Origin of the sequence: Nonomuraea typhae, assembly GCF_009760925.1 — a bacterium.
Classification (GTDB): domain Bacteria; phylum Actinomycetota; class Actinomycetes; order Streptosporangiales; family Streptosporangiaceae; genus Nonomuraea; species Nonomuraea typhae.
The window spans coordinates 36,131-50,300 of record NZ_VRLV01000013.1; the positions used below are offsets into that span (position 1 = coordinate 36,131).

Genomic DNA, 14,170 nt, shown 5'->3' on the forward strand with positions numbered 1-14,170 from the left:
CAGGGGGTCAGGGAGCTTTCGGGTGTTCTAGCCGCAGTTGCCCCAGCCCTGGCCGCCCGTGGCCGACCCGACGGAGCCGGAGTACTGCACGCACTTACCACGCGCCTGGAGCTTCACGGGGCCCGCGTAGTACTCGAAGTCACCGGAGTCGCTCTTGGACTCACCGCCCTGGACCTCGAGCGTGGCGCGCACCGGCGTCTTCACCCCGACGTTCGCGGTCTTCATGGTGACCACGCAGTTCTCGCCCGTGCCGCTGTTGTACAGCTGGTAGACCGTGCCGCCGTCGAGCGGGGTCGAGCGCTGTACGGCGAAGCCGGAGCCGCAGGCCGAGGTCGGCGTGTGCGGGTTCGGCCGCGACGGGGCGGGCTTGGTGGGCGTCGGCGACGGCTTGTCCGTGGGCTTCTTCGTCGGCTCCGGATCCTTGCTGAGCGAGCGAGTCGGCGTGGACGTCGGGGCGGGGGCCGGGGTCGCAGTCCGGGTGGGCGCCGAGGTCGGGGTCGGCGTCGGGGTCTGCGTGGGGGCCGGCGTCGGAGTCGGGGTCGGCGTGGGGGTCGAGGTGGGGGTCGGAGTCGGGGTGACGGTGACGGTGACCGTCGGCGACGGAGTGGAGGTCGGCGAGCGCGTCTCGTGCGGCTCCTCGCGCTTCTTGTCGCTCGGCTTCTCCGAGGGCGTCTTCTCCTTCTCCGCCCTGGTCGGCGTGATCGTCACCGTGACCGGCGGCGTCGGGACCTGCGGCTGCGTGGGCAGCGCGGTCGGCGGCGTCGGGATCGTGGTCAGCTCGGGAACCTGCGGCTGGCCGGTCGACTGCGCCTCGGTGGGCAGTTCGAACGGCTGCACCGGGTCCTGCTGCGGGTCCGGGGTCTGCGCCCACGGGACCGTGATCTCGCTGGTCGACTGGGGGTCGGCCGGAGACTGCTCCCCGCCGTTGCCCAGCGTCGTGCCGCCGGGCTCCGGCTGGGCCTCGGCCGCGCTCGTCTTGCCCTGCCCCTCCGCGGCGGCCGGGCTCAGGGTCTGGGTGCCGGCGTACTTGTTGGCGCCCCACAGCCCGACGCCCGACAGCACCAGGACCGCCGCCATCGCGGCCACGAGCGCGACGGGGAACCGCTTGCGCGGCTGCGCCGGGGCGGCAGGGGGCGAGGTCCAGATCTGCTGCGGCGGCACGTGGGAGCGCTCGTCGTCCGGCGCCCCCCACATCGGCGCGGCCGGCTGGACCGGCGGCCCCTCGTGGTAGACGGCGTGCGGCGCGTTCTGGGCCGGGACGCCCTGGTGGTAGCCGGCGTGCGGCGCGTTCTGGATCGGCACGCCCTCGAGCGGGGGCACCGGCCGGACAAGGGCGTCCCCCGGCACCGGGACGCCTTCCAGCGGCGCGGCGTTGTCCGCGGCCGTGGTGTCCCCGAAGAGCTTCAGCAACGCCGCATACGTGGTCGGCCGCTGCCCCGGCTCCTTGGCCAGAGCGGCCGCGACCACGTCCCTGAGCTTGCCGGGCAGCGCGTCCAGCGGCGTCACGCCCTCCAGGACGCCCTGAGCCTCGTTGCCGAAGGGCGCCTGCCCGGTGGCCGCGAAGGCCACGAGCGCACCCCAGGAGAACACGTCGGCATATTGGTTGTACGGCTGCTCGCGCACCTGCTCGGGCGAGCGGTAGCCCGTCTCGCCCACAGGCGCGCCCACCGCGGGGTCGGTCACCCGCACCCCGTCGGCAGCCATGATCACGTTGTTGGGGGTCAGCCCGCCGTGCGTCATCCCGGCGAGGTGAATGGGCGTCAGCGCGGTGAGCACGCCGATCGCCAGCCGCTCCAGCTCGTCCCCGCCCAGGGGCCCGTCGGCCGCGACGACCTCGGCGAGGCTGCGTCCCTCGATGTGCTCACGCACCAGGTACGGCCGGCCGTCCGCCATGCCGGTCGCGAACACGCGGGCGACGTAGGGGCTGGACAGGCGCTTGCCCGCGCCCAGGCGGCGGACCGCGTCCTCGTCCCCCTCCTCGACGGCGGGGAAGAGCTTGATCACGCGCAATTCGGCGTCGTCGGCCTCGCGGCCCATATAGACGACGCCGCGAGCGCCCTCGCCCAGGCGCCCCATGACGGTGTATTCGCCTAACTGCTGCGGGTCCTCGGGTCGCAAGGAATCCACGGTCGTCCTTTCAACACCAAATCATGATCCGCAACATTGAACCAGATCCGCACCACAAGCATCAGTGGTTTCCCGCCAAATCCTGACATTTCACTGTCAGGGCTCCAGATCTTCAGGAACCGGGCCGCCAGCCCCGACGCCGCCCCATGGGCATCACCACCCGCGCGGCCACCAACGCCCCGGCCAGGACCAACGCCCCCGCGCCCACCCAGACCGCGACCGTGATCGCCCGCTCGTCCGGCTCCGGCCGTTTGGCCACGACTCCGGGCGGGAGCGGTTCCGGCCGCGGCGGCGCCACCACGACCTCCTCCGCGGGCAGGATCGTGCTGACCGCCGCGACCGGGTTGACCGTGCCCGTCCCGGTGCCCGTGCCCAGCCCGCCGTCGGCCGTCGCCTCGATGCGCCGCCGTACCTGCTCCTGGTTGAGGTCCGGGAAACGCGCCCGCACCAGCGCGGCCACCCCCGCCACGTACGGCGCGGCGAAGCTGGTGCCCGGCAGGTCGGTCTTGTAGGTGCCGCCCGGCCACGTGCTGGTCAGGCCCTGGCCGGGAGCGACGACCGACACCTTGGACCCGGTGTTGGAGAAGTCGGAGATGCGGCCGTCGGGCGCCAGCGCGCCCACCGACAGGACGCCCTCGTAGGCGGCCGGGTAGGCGGGACCGGGGGTGCCGTCGGACTTGTCGGCGTTGCCCGCCGCGGCCACCACGACGACGTCCTGCGCCAGCGCGTAGTCGATGGCGGCCTTGAGATCCGGCTGGTCGGCGGCCTGGGCGGAGATGTTGATGACGTCCACGCCGATCTTGGCCGCGTACTGGATCGCCTCGACGAGGTGGGCGACGTCACCGCGCTTGCCGTTGGCGTGCTTGAGCGCCAGGAGCCTGGACTGCGGCGCGACGCCGTAAAAGGGGAAGTCGTTGCGGAACTGCGCGCCGATGATGCCCGCCACCGCGGTGCCGTGGCCCTCGCAGTCACGGCTGGTGGTGCGCGAGAAGTCCGCCTTGCCGGCGATCTTGAGCTGGGGGTGCTTGACGTCCACGCCGCTGTCGATCACGGCCACGGTGACGCCCTTGCCCGCGGTCAGCCGCCAGGCGCTGCGGATGTCGAGACGCTGCTGGGCCCAGAGGTTGCTGCTGATCGTCACCTTGCCGCGCTCGGGCGCGCATTCGGGCGGGGCGGCATGGGCGGCCACCGGCCAGAGCGTGCATGCGACGGCCAGCCCACCCGCTGCCAGCACTCGACCGATCACGGTCAAGCACCCTATCTTGCCCGGGTTTGCCGGGAACAGTTACCTGAGGCCGCGCGCCACGGCACGCGGCCTCATCGGTCAGCGCGTCGCGGACTCGATGTTGCCCCGGTAGGTGTTGATCACCCGGGCGGCCTCCTGGAGTTCCTCGGCCATGCGCTGGAAGGAGGCGCGGTAGGTCTGCCAGGCGCCGTTGAAGCGCTCGGCGCCCGGGCCCGTCCAGGCCGTGCCCACCTTGGCCGCCTCGCGGTCCAGCGCCGCCATCGTGGCCCGCACCGTCTCCGACTGCTGCGTGAACTGGGTGGCCATCTGCTGCATTTCCGCGGGGTTGCCACCGAGCAGACCCTGGCTCATGGATGCCTCCTGCGATCTCGACGAGAGAGCGCCCTCACCATAGGCATCCTGGAGGCCCATCGCCCCCAGTTATACCGAGCGGCTATGGTCGTCCAGAGGATTATTCTAAAGAAAAGGAGCATCGTCCCCATGCGCGACGTTGTGGTGACCGGCGGTGGCACCGGCATCGGCTACGCGATCGCCGCCGGGTTCATCGCGCTCGGCGACCGCGTCACCATCACCGGCCGGCGCGAACACGTGCTGAAATCGGCCGCCGAGCACCTCGGCGCCGCCTACCTCGCCTTCGACGCGGCCGACCCCGCGGCGGTCGGAGAAGCCGCCGCCCTCCTGCCCGAACACGTCGACGTGCTCGTCAACAACGCCGGCGGCAACACCAACCTGGACCGCGAACCGTCCACCGAACTCGCGGACGTGGCCGCGGCGTGGCAGGCCAACCTCAACGCCAACCTGCTGACCGCCGTCCTGGTCACCACCGCCCTGCTGCCGCGCTTCACCAAGGGCGGGCGGATCATCTCCCTCGGCTCCATCGCCGCCCGCGGCACCGGCTCGGGCTCGTACGGCGCCGCCAAGGCCGCCATCGAGTCGTGGACCGCCGACCTGGCCGCCGAACTCGGCCCACGCGGCGTCACCGCCAACGTCGTCGCCCCCGGCATCGTCGTGGACACCGAGTTCTTCAAGGGCCGCCTGACCGAGGACGGCATCAAGGCCCGCGTGGTCAACACCCGCAACGGCCGCCCCGCCACGCCGGCCGACGTGACGGAGACCGTACTCTTTCTCGCCTCCCCCGGTGCGCGGCACCTCACGGGGCAGGTGCTGCACGTCAACGGAGGCGCATACCTCGGCAGGTGACGGCGGGTCGATAAACTCCCTTTCAGCTCGTTGAGGAAGGAAAGACGTCGGTGCACAAGGTTCTGATCGCCAACCGAGGCGAGATCGCCGTGCGGGTGGCCCGCGCGTGCAAGGACGCGGGGATCGCCAGCGTCGCCGTCTACGCCGAGCAGGATCTCGACGCGCTGCACGTCAAGACCGCCGACGAGGCTTACGCGCTGGGCGGGCAGTCCCCTGCCGAGACCTACCTCGACATCGCCAAGCTGCTGCGGATCGCCGCCGCGTCCGGCGCCGACGCCGTCCACCCCGGCTACGGATTCCTGGCCGAGAACGCCGAGTTCGCCCAGGCCGTCATCGACGCCGGGCTGACCTGGATCGGGCCGCCGCCGGCCGCGATCGCCGCGCTCGGCGACAAGGTGCGGGCCAGGCACATCGCCGCCAAGGTCGGCGCGCCGCTGGTCGCCGGCACCAAGGACCCGGTCTCCGGCGTCGGGGAGGTCGTCGCCTTCGCCGAGGAGCACGGGCTGCCGATCGCCATCAAGGCCGCGTACGGCGGCGGCGGGCGCGGCATCAAGGTGGCCCGCACCCTGGAGGAGGTACCCGACCTCTACGAGTCCGCGGTGCGCGAGGCCGTGGCCGCCTTCGGCCGGGGCGAGTGCTTCGTGGAGCGCTACCTCGACCGCCCCCGCCACGTCGAGACCCAGTGCCTGGCCGACGCCCACGGCAACGTGGTCGTCGTCAGCACCCGCGACTGCTCGCTGCAGCGCCGCCACCAGAAGCTCGTCGAGGAGGCCCCGGCCCCGTTCCTCACCCCGGAGCAGGTCGCCACGCTCTACTCCAGCTCCAAGGCCATCCTGCGCGAGGCCGGATACACCGGCGCCGGCACCTGCGAGTTCCTCGTCGGCCAGGACGGCACCATCTCCTTCCTCGAGGTCAACACCCGGCTCCAGGTCGAGCACCCGGTCACCGAGGAGGTCGCCGGCATCGACCTGGTCCGCGAGATGTTCCGCGTGGCCGACGGCGAGCCGCTCGGCTACGACGACCCGCCGCTGCGCGGGCACTCCTTCGAGTTCCGGATCAACGCCGAGGACGCCGGGCGCAACTTCCTGCCCGCGCCGGGCACCCTGACCGTGCTGCGCCCGCCCTCCGGGCCCGGCGTGCGGCTCGACTCCGGGTACGAGGCCGGGACGACCGTGCCCCAGACGTTCGACTCGCTGGTGGCCAAGCTCATCGTGACCGGGCGCAGCCGTACCGAAGCCTTGGCGCGCTCGCGGCGGGCGCTGGCGGAGTTCGAGATCGACGGCATGCCGACCGTGCTCCCCTTCCACCGGGCCATCGTCGAGGACCCGGCGTTCACCGCCGAGCCGTTCGCCGTCCACACCCGGTGGATCGAGACCGAGTTCGACAACACCATCCCGCCCTACGCGGGCGAGGTCGCCGGCGGCGAGGCGCCCGCCCGGGAGTCGGTGACGGTCGAGGTGGGGGGCAAGCGCCTGGAGGTGGTCCTGCCCGCCGGGCTGGGCATGGGCGCTTCTACGCCCGCGGCGAACACGAAGGCGCCCAAGCGCGGCGGCAGCGCGGCCAAGAAGGCGGCGGCCGGCGGCGACGCGCTGGTCAGCCCGATGCAGGGCACGATCGTCAAGGTCGTGGCCGCCGACGGCGACACGGTGGCGGAGGGCGACACGGTCGTGGTGCTGGAGGCCATGAAGATGGAGCAGCCGCTGACCGCCCACAAGGCCGGCGCCATCACCGGCCTGGCCGCGGCCGTGGGGCAGACCGTCACCGCGGGCGCGACCATCTGCGAGATCAAGGACGCCTGAGGCTCCAAGCCCTCCCTCCGCCCATCCAATGTCACGCGGACAGGTAACGTGCGGGTGGAGGAACTTTCCCGACCGCCCGTTCGTCCTGAAGGGCGAAGGAGGCTTGCTGCCCATGACCCACTCGCTGCGCCGAGCGGGGGCCGCGACCGCGGCTCTGATCGCCGGTCTACTCGCTGTATTCGCGCTGTCCCCCGCTGCACACGCCGCGGCGCCGCCTGACGCCCAGGCCGTTGTGTCCTATTGGAAGGACAAGAAGGATCGCCTGTATGTGGAGAACGGCTCCGCGCTGACCTCTGACCAGCAGTCAGAGCTCCGGTCCGCCTTGAAGGACTCCAAGAGCGACATCTACGTCGCGGCCCTGCCCGACGGCAGCGTCACCGACGTGGCCACCTACGTGAAGTCCCTGGGCGACGCCACGATCACGGCCAAGGGCGGCCCCGGTAGCGGGCACGTCACGGTCGCCGTGCTCGACGGCTCCACGCTGTTCGCCGGGTCCAACTTCGGCAACAACAAAACCGGCCAGATCGCCCGCCTGTCCGTCAACAACCACCAGAACGACCTCGTCGGCGGCATGAAGGAGTTCGTCGACCGGGTCAACCTGCTGGCCGAGGGCAAGCCCAAGTCCGCCCTGGGCAGCAGCTCGCCGAGCGGCGGCAGCGGCACCGGCGCGCTGATCGGCCTCGGCGTCGTCGCCCTGGTCGGTGGCGGCGGCTACTTCCTGTACTCCAAGAACAAGAAGAAGAAGCTCGCCGAGAAGCAGGCCAAGGAACTCGCGATGGTCAAGTCGACCGTCGACGAGGACGTCACCAAGTTCGGTGAGGAGATCACCGCGCTCGACACCGACGTCACCCTCGCCGGTGAGGGCGGCCAGCACATCACCGAGTGGCAGCACGCCCTCGACTCCTACGAGAAGGCCAAGACCCAGCTGGCCACGATCGAGCGGTCCGACCAGATCCGCGAGGTCACCCAGACGCTGGAGGACGGCCGCTACTCCCTCGCCGTGGTGAAGGCCAGGGTCAACAACCAGCCGATCCCCGAGCGCCGGGCACCGTGCTTCTTCAACCCGCAGCACGGGCCGTCCGTGCGCGACGTGAGCTGGGCACCGGCGGGCGGCGCCGTACGCGAGGTCCCCGCCTGCGCGATGGACGCCGAGGCGGTCGAGCGCGGCTTCGACCCGCAGATGCGCGAGGTCATGGTCGACGGCCAGCGCCGCCCGTACTACGACGCGGGCCCGGCCTACCAGCCGTACGCCTACGGCTACTACGGCGGCTTCGGCGACATCATGACCGGCATGTTCATCGGCACCATGATGGGCAGCATGCTCGGCGGCGGCTGGGGCATGGGCGGCTACGGCGCCGGCTACGCGGAGGGCTACGCCGACGGCGGCGGCGACCTCGGCGGTGGCGGTGACTTCGGCGGCGGTGACTTCGGCGGCGGAGGCGGCTTCGACTTCGGCGGCGGCGATTTCGGCGGCGGCGACTGGTAGATCGCGCTTTGAAGCTACGGCGGGCCGCCGCCCACGCCACGCACCGACGTGGGCGCGCGCCGATCGTGGGGATCGCTTCTCACGTCGGACGTGGTGCCCGCCGTAACGGCCCTTCGTAGACAAAGGGCGCGGGAACTCAACGACCGGGGCCGGGACATGAGCATCATGTCCCGGCCCCGGTCGGTTGTCTGTGGGCCTAGAAGACTTAGGGGCTTAAAGGCCGATCGCGGCTTCCGGCTGCATGAGGCGGCGGGCGGCCTCGGTGATGCTGCCCGACAGCGACGGGTACACCGCGAAGGTGTGGGCCAGCTGGTCCACGGTCAGGCGCTGCTGGACGGCCACCGAGACGGCCAGGATGAGTTCGGAGGCCCGGGGCGCCACCACGACGCCGCCCAGGACGATGCCGGTGTGCGGGCGGCAGAAGAGCTTGACGAAGCCGTCGTTGAAGCCCGACATCTTGGCCCGCGCGTTGGTGGCCAGCGGCAGCTTGACCACGTTCGCCTCGATCTCGCCGGCCTCGATGGACCTCTGGGCGACGCCGACGGCCGCGATCTCGGGGTCGGTGAAGATGTTGGAGGCGACGGTCGCCAGGCGCAGCGGCTGGACGGCCTCGCCGAGCGCGTGCCAGACGGCGATGCGGCCCTGCATGGCGGCGACCGAGGCGAGCATGAGCACGCCGGTGCAGTCGCCGGCCGCGTAGACGCCGGGCGCGGAGGTGCGCGAGACCTTGTCGACCTTGATGAAGCCGTTGCGGTCGAGCTGAACCCCGGCCTCGGCCAGGCCGATGCCGGTGGTGTTGGGGATCATGCCGACGGTCATGAGCGCGTGGGAGCCCTCCGCCACGCGGCCGTCCTCCAGGGTGACCAGGACACCGTCGGCGGTGCGGGTGACCGAGGAGGCGCGCGAGCGGCCCATGACGTTCATGCCGCGCCTGCGGTAGACCTCTTCGAGCACTTCGGCGCCGTCGGCGTCCTCGTTGGGCATCATGCGGTCGCGGCTGGAGACGAGCGTCACCTCACAGCCGAGCGAACGATAGGCGCCGGCGAACTCGGCTCCGGTGACACCGGAGCCGACGACGATGAGATGCTCGGGCAGCGTGTCGAGGTCGTAGAGCTGGCGCCAGGTGAGGATCCGCTCACCGTCGGGCTCGGCGCCCGGCAGGATGCGCGGCGTCGCCCCGGTGGCCACGAGCACGACGTCGGCCCGGATCGTCCGCTCACCGGCCTTGACGACCTGCGGGTCCACCAGCCGCCCGTGCGCCTTGATGATCTCCACGCCCTCGGCCGCCACGCGCGTTTCGATATCCATCGACTGAGCCTGGGCCAGTTCTTTAACCCGCTTGTTGACCAGCGGAAGATCGACGTGCGCCACGCCGACGTCACCGTCGAGCCCACCGGTGAATCCGACGCCCAGCGAGGGCGCGTCCAGCAGCGCCTGCTTGCGCACAGAGGTCGCGATCAAGGTCTTGGACGGCACGCAGTCGGTGAGCACACAGGCGCCGCCTGGCCCGTCCTGCTCGACCATGGTGACGTCCGCGCCTAGCTGCGCCGCCACCAGAGCCGCCTCGTAGCCGCCTGGTCCGCCACCGATGATCACGATCCTAGTCACGTGTACCATTCTTCCGCATCGCCGAAGCAGCGGGCGAACGGGGCGGGGCCGGGACGCTACGCTTATCTGCTGTGCCTGTCTACGCCGCATACGGCAGCAACCTGGATTCGGGGCAGATGGCGTTGCGCGCGCCGCACTCACCGGTGCGGGGCGCCGGATGGCTGCAGGGCTGGCGCCTGACATTCGGCGGCGAGGACGCCCTGGCCACGATCGTCGAAGCCCCCGACGAGCACGTGTTCGTGGTGCTCTACGACGTGCCCGAGTTCGACGAATCCTCGCTGGACCAGTGGGAGGGCGCGGCCCGCGGGGTGTACCACAAGGTGCGGCTGCGGGTGCAGACGCTGGAGGGCGAGGTCGTCGCCTGGTTCTACGTCCTGGACGCCTACGAGGGCGGCCTGCCGGCGGCGCGTTACCTGGGTTCGCTGGCCGACGCGGCAGAGAAGGCAGGGGCCCCGGACGACTACGTGAAGGAACTACGCGGCCGCCCCTGCAAGGCCGACTAGCTAAAGGCATGGTCTTACGCCGTCGCGCGCTTCGCGCGTGAGGGCTCCAGGCGTTCTTCCAGTCGAGCCAAGGCTCGACCCCTGGCGGTCCTTCGGGCGCCCTTCTTCAAGGGGCAAGCCCGGGTCAAGGCAGTTCGGCGGGGTCTGGGGGATATTGCAGACGTCCAGTGTGCCGGCAGGCCAGGCGGGGTCTACCGCAGACGCGATCATGTCGTGCATATATCTGAACGGCGTGGTGCAGGCTGGGTTCCGTTCTCACGACCGTGTGAACGCTCGTCTCGGACTCGGCCGCTGCAGCTTCGTCCGCCTCGAGACGTCCGGTGGAGTACGTGCCCTTGGCCACCACCCGGCGCGCGAAGCCCCCGGCACCTGCGCAGGTGCCGGGGGCTTTCTGGGGTCAGCGGAGTGGCTGGTCCTTGGTCTCCTTCAGGGCGAAGATGTAGACGAGCGTGGAGATCAGGGCCAGGGCCGACATGTACCACGGGAACAACCCGGGGTTCTTGGCGTCGATGAACGCGGTGCCGATGAGCGGTGCCGTACCGCCGAAGAGCGCGACCGTGAGCGAGTACGGGAAGCCCGCGCCCGCCGCCCGGACGTGGGTCGGGAACAGTTCGGAGTTGACCGCGGCCGAGACCGAGGTGAAGCAGCCCAGGAAGATCATGCCGAGGCATTGGATGAGCAGCAGGCTGGCGAAGGAGTTGGTCAGCATGCCCAGCAGGGGCACCGGCAGCAGGGTGAAGGCGACGCCGAAGGTGATCAGCATGGGCTTGCGGCCGATCCGGTCCGAGAGCATGCCGAGCAGCGGCTGCAGGATCATGAAGAACACGAGCGAGATCGTGCCCACGAGTTGCGATTCGGTCTTGTCGAACGTGACGGTGATCTGCGCGTAGTTGGGCAGGAAGGTGGTCCACGTGTAGTAGGCCACGGTGCCGGCGATCGTGATGCCGACGATGAGGGCGGCCTGCTTGGGGTAGTGGCGCAGGAAGTCGAAGAGACCGGGGCGTCGGGCCTTGCCTTCCTGGATCTCCTGGGCGACGTGTGAGGTCTCGTCGGCGCCCTTGCGGATCCACAGGCCCACGAGGCTGAGGACGGCGCCGATCACGAAGGGGATGCGCCAGCCCCAGCTGTTCATGTCGGCTGTGACCAGCATGCTCCCCAGGCCGGTGGCCAGGCCCAACGCCAGGAGTTGGCCGATGGTGGTGCTGACGTACTGGAAGCTTGAGAACAGGCCGCGGCGGCCGGGCCCCGCCGACTCCACGAGGAAGGTGGTGGCGGCGGCGAACTCACCGCCGACCGACAGGCCCTGGATGAGGCGGCCGAGCGTGAAGATGATCGGGGCGAGGATGCCCGCGGCCTCGTACGTGGGGGTGATCGCCAGCAGCAGCGAGCCGGCGCCCATCAACACGATGGTGAAGGTCATCGCGGCCTTGCGGCCGAACCGGTCGGCGAACGAGCCGACGAGCAGGCCGCCGAGGGGCCGCATGAAGAACCCCACGGCGAAGACGCTCCACGAGGCCAGCAAGGGCACAAGGGAGTTGTCGGCGGCCTTGGGGAAGACCGCGACGGAGAAATAGCCGGCCAGGGCAGCGTAGGCGTACCAGTCGTACCACTCGACGACGTTGCCGATGCTGGCTGCCACGAGCTGACGGACCCTGCTGCGGGGGATGCCGAGCGGCGACTCAGCGACCGATGAGGTTGCCACCAGGGGCTCCTTTGCTACATGTGCGATGGTGCCCTACTGTGCAAGTGCACGACCGAAATAGTCAAACCTCCTGAGATTTATTTACAAACCCGACATAGAAACGGTTCTCAGTGGACGTTCTCGACCGACGGTTGATCGCAGCCCTGCAGGTCAGCCCGCGTGCGTCTTGGGGCGAGATCGCCCGGGTGATAGGTGAGCACGAACGTACGGTCGCCCGCAGGCTCCAGCGCACCATCGGCGAGGGCCTGCTCCGGGTCACCGCGATCTACGACGACCTGCGCACCGGACACGGCCGTCCGGTCCATCTCCATGTTCAGGTACGGCCCGGCGCATCGGCCAAGGTCGCGGCGGCACTGAGCGAACGCCGGGACACCCGATCGGTCTACTCGCTGACCGGCGAGGCCGATCTGGGCGCCGAACTGGTCGCCCCGACCAGGGAGATCCTGCACGAGATCGTCACCTCCGAGATCACCGAGATCGAGGGCGTCCTGCAGACGCGGACCCAGGTCGTGCTGCACACGTTCACCACCGTGGCCGAGTGGCACGCGCCCTTCCTCACCCCGGAGGAGGTCGCCGAGCTGCGCCCCGTCTACCCTGAGGAGCCGCTGCCCGACCAGGACGGCCTGTCCCCGCTGGAGGAGGAGATCGCCGAACTCCTCGTCGCCGACGGCCGGATCGCCTTCACCGCGATCGCCGAGCGGCTGGACGTCTCGCTGCCGACGGCCCGCCGCCGCGTCTGCTCGCTGCTGGACCGCCGGCTCATGCGCCCCCGCGCCGAGATCGAGCCCGCGCTGCTCGGCCTGGAGGTCGAGGCGCAGATCTGGCTGAAGGTGCGCCCGCACGGGCTCGACGTGGTCGGGCAGACGCTGGCCGCCCACCCCGACGTGCGCTACTGCGCGGCCACCTCGGGCACCCACTCGGTCATCGTCCAGGTCGTCGCGGCGCACGAGGCCGACCTCTACCGTTTTCTCACCCACGTCGTCGGCCCGATCGACGACGTCACCGACGTCAACGTCACCCTGATCACCCGCGCCCACAAGCGCGGCCACCTGCGCAAGTCCGGTCTGCTGACATTGGAGAGAACGTGACCTCCTCCCCTCGGCGGCATCCTGTCCGCGAGCGCTCCTCGCCCTGCTCCGCAGGTGTTTCATGTCCGTCCCGGCCTGAAAGCCGGTATTCACGAATGGAGTCCTGATGACGCCCGCCGAGAACGAAGTAGCCGACCTGTGTGTGGAGCTCATCCGCGTCGACAGCAGCAACTACGGTGACGGCAGCGGGCCGGGTGAGCGGGCCGCCGCCGAAGTGGTGATGGCCCGGCTGGACGAGGTCGGCATCGAGACGACCTACGTCGAGAGCGAGCCCGGCCGCGGCAACGTCGTCACGCGGGTCGAGGGCAGCGACCCGAGCCTGCCCGCGCTGCTGGTTCACGGTCACCTGGACGTCGTGCCCGCCAATGCCGCCGACTGGACGGTGGACCCGTTCGCCGGTGAGATCCGCGACGGGTACATCTGGGGCCGTGGCGCCGTGGACATGAAGGACATGGACGCGATGATGCTGGCCGTACTGCGCCAGATGAAGCGCGAGGGCAGGAAGCCCAAGCGGGACATCGTCTTCGCGTGGGTGGCCGACGAGGAGGCCGGCGGCGTCTACGGCGCCAAGTACCTGACCGCCCACCACCCCGAGCTGTTCGAGGGCGTGACGGAGTCGATCAGCGAGGTCGGCGGCTACTCGCTGGAGGTGGACCCGTCGCTGCGGCTCTACCTCATCGAGACCGCCCAGAAGGGCCTGGCCTGGATGAAGCTGATCGCCGACGGCACCGCCGGGCACGGCTCCATGCTGAACTCCGACAACGCGGTCACCGAGGTGGCCAAGGCGGTGGCCAGGATCGGCGCCCACGAGTGGCCGATCACGCTGACGCCGACCGTGCGGACGTTCCTCACCGAGGTGGCCGACGCCTTCCAGATCCCGTTCGACCCCCAGAACCCGCAGAACGTGCTCGACAAGATCGGGCCGCTGGTGCGCTTCGTCGGCGCCACGCTGAGCCACACGTCCAACCCGACGCAGCTCGACGCCGGCTACAAGTCGAACGTCATCCCCGGCCAGGCCACCGCCGTGGTCGACGGGCGCTTCCTGCCCGGGCACGAGGAGGACTTCTTCAAGACCATCGACTCGCTGATCGGCGAGAAGGTGCGGCGCGAGTTCGTGCACCACGACATCGCGCTGGAGACCACCTTCGACGGGGCGCTGGTCGAGTCGATGATCGCGGCGCTGAAGGCCGAGGACCCGACCGCGCGGGCGGTGCCGTACTGCATGTCGGGCGGAACCGACAACAAGACCTTCTTCGCGGACCTGAACATCCGGGGCTTCGGGTTCGTGCCGCTGCGCCTGCCCAAGGACATGGACTTCGCCTCGATGTTCCACGGTGTGGACGAGCGGGTGCCGGTCGAGGCGCTGCAGTTCGGTGTGAGGGTGCTCGACAGGCTGCTCCTAAACTACTGA

11 protein-coding genes are annotated in these 14,170 nt (G+C 70.4%); 6 read left to right on the forward strand and 5 right to left on the reverse strand.

Annotation, left to right across the window (positions count from 1 at the left end; all coding sequences use genetic code 11):
- Positions 1–27: 27 nt before the first annotated feature.
- The 3 genes from FVE25_RS37940 to FVE25_RS37950 form a co-directional block, all read right to left on the reverse strand.
- Positions 28–2,127, reverse strand: coding sequence for a serine/threonine protein kinase (locus tag FVE25_RS37940; RefSeq protein WP_157252327.1), 2,100 nt, complete (start codon positions 2,125–2,127; stop codon positions 28–30).
- Positions 2,128–2,239: 112 nt separating this feature from the next.
- Positions 2,240–3,373, reverse strand: a complete 1,134-nt coding sequence (mycP, locus tag FVE25_RS37945; RefSeq protein WP_157252328.1) for a type VII secretion-associated serine protease mycosin — start codon at positions 3,371–3,373, stop codon at positions 2,240–2,242.
- Between the two features lie 78 nt (positions 3,374–3,451).
- On the reverse strand, positions 3,452–3,724 hold the full coding sequence (locus FVE25_RS37950; RefSeq protein ID WP_157252329.1) for a WXG100 family type VII secretion target: 273 nt from the start codon (positions 3,722–3,724) through the stop codon (positions 3,452–3,454).
- A 129-nt stretch (positions 3,725–3,853) separates the two neighbouring features.
- Between FVE25_RS37950 and FVE25_RS37955 the strand changes: the two genes are divergently transcribed.
- The 3 genes from FVE25_RS37955 to FVE25_RS37965 all read left to right on the forward strand — a co-directional run bounded on the left by FVE25_RS37955 (position 3,854) and on the right by FVE25_RS37965 (position 7,858).
- Positions 3,854–4,573, forward strand: coding sequence for an SDR family NAD(P)-dependent oxidoreductase (locus tag FVE25_RS37955; protein ID WP_157252330.1), 720 nt, complete (start codon positions 3,854–3,856; stop codon positions 4,571–4,573).
- 50 nt (positions 4,574–4,623) lie between these two features.
- Positions 4,624–6,372: an acetyl/propionyl/methylcrotonyl-CoA carboxylase subunit alpha gene (locus tag FVE25_RS37960; RefSeq protein ID WP_157252331.1), complete on the forward strand. Its 1,749-nt coding sequence runs from the start codon at positions 4,624–4,626 to the stop codon at positions 6,370–6,372.
- Between the two features lie 112 nt (positions 6,373–6,484).
- Complete coding sequence (locus tag FVE25_RS37965; protein ID WP_157252332.1) at positions 6,485–7,858, forward strand: hypothetical protein; 1,374 nt, start codon at positions 6,485–6,487, stop codon at positions 7,856–7,858.
- Between the two features lie 213 nt (positions 7,859–8,071).
- Here FVE25_RS37965 and FVE25_RS37970 read toward each other — a convergent pair whose 3' ends face one another.
- Entirely contained in the window at positions 8,072–9,466 is a 1,395-nt protein-coding gene (locus tag FVE25_RS37970; protein ID WP_157252333.1) for an NAD(P)H-quinone dehydrogenase, read from the reverse strand.
- Between the two features lie 71 nt (positions 9,467–9,537).
- Between FVE25_RS37970 and FVE25_RS37975 the strand changes: the two genes are divergently transcribed.
- Positions 9,538–9,969, forward strand: a complete 432-nt coding sequence (locus tag FVE25_RS37975; protein WP_157252334.1) for a gamma-glutamylcyclotransferase family protein — start codon at positions 9,538–9,540, stop codon at positions 9,967–9,969.
- A gap of 397 nt (positions 9,970–10,366) precedes the next feature.
- Here the strand turns inward: FVE25_RS37975 and FVE25_RS37980 are convergent, their stop codons facing one another.
- Positions 10,367–11,671 (reverse strand): MFS transporter, encoded by a 1,305-nt coding sequence (locus tag FVE25_RS37980; RefSeq protein WP_246268072.1) that lies wholly within the window; start codon positions 11,669–11,671, stop codon positions 10,367–10,369.
- 110 nt (positions 11,672–11,781) lie between these two features.
- On the opposite strand from FVE25_RS37980, the gene FVE25_RS37985 reads away from it, so the two are divergent.
- Positions 11,782–12,759 carry an Lrp/AsnC family transcriptional regulator gene (locus tag FVE25_RS37985; RefSeq protein WP_157252335.1) on the forward strand — a complete coding sequence of 326 codons (978 nt, stop codon included), beginning with the start codon at positions 11,782–11,784 and terminating at the stop codon, positions 12,757–12,759.
- Positions 12,760–12,865: 106 nt separating this feature from the next.
- Positions 12,866–14,170 carry a M20/M25/M40 family metallo-hydrolase gene (locus tag FVE25_RS37990; RefSeq protein WP_157252336.1) on the forward strand — a complete coding sequence of 435 codons (1,305 nt, stop codon included), beginning with the start codon at positions 12,866–12,868 and terminating at the stop codon, positions 14,168–14,170.

What these genes read in the sequence shown, in the direction of transcription:
- FVE25_RS37950 (WP_157252329.1), bottom strand. Translation starts at nt 3,724, where the DNA reads ATGAGCCAGGGTCTGCTCGGTGGCAACCCCGCGGAAATGCAGCAGATG.
- FVE25_RS37955 (WP_157252330.1), top strand. Translation starts at nt 3,854, where the DNA reads ATGCGCGACGTTGTGGTGACCGGCGGTGGCACCGGCATCGGCTACGCG.
- FVE25_RS37965 (WP_157252332.1), top strand. Translation starts at nt 6,485, where the DNA reads ATGACCCACTCGCTGCGCCGAGCGGGGGCCGCGACCGCGGCTCTGATC.
- FVE25_RS37990 (WP_157252336.1), top strand. Translation starts at nt 12,866, where the DNA reads ATGACGCCCGCCGAGAACGAAGTAGCCGACCTGTGTGTGGAGCTCATC.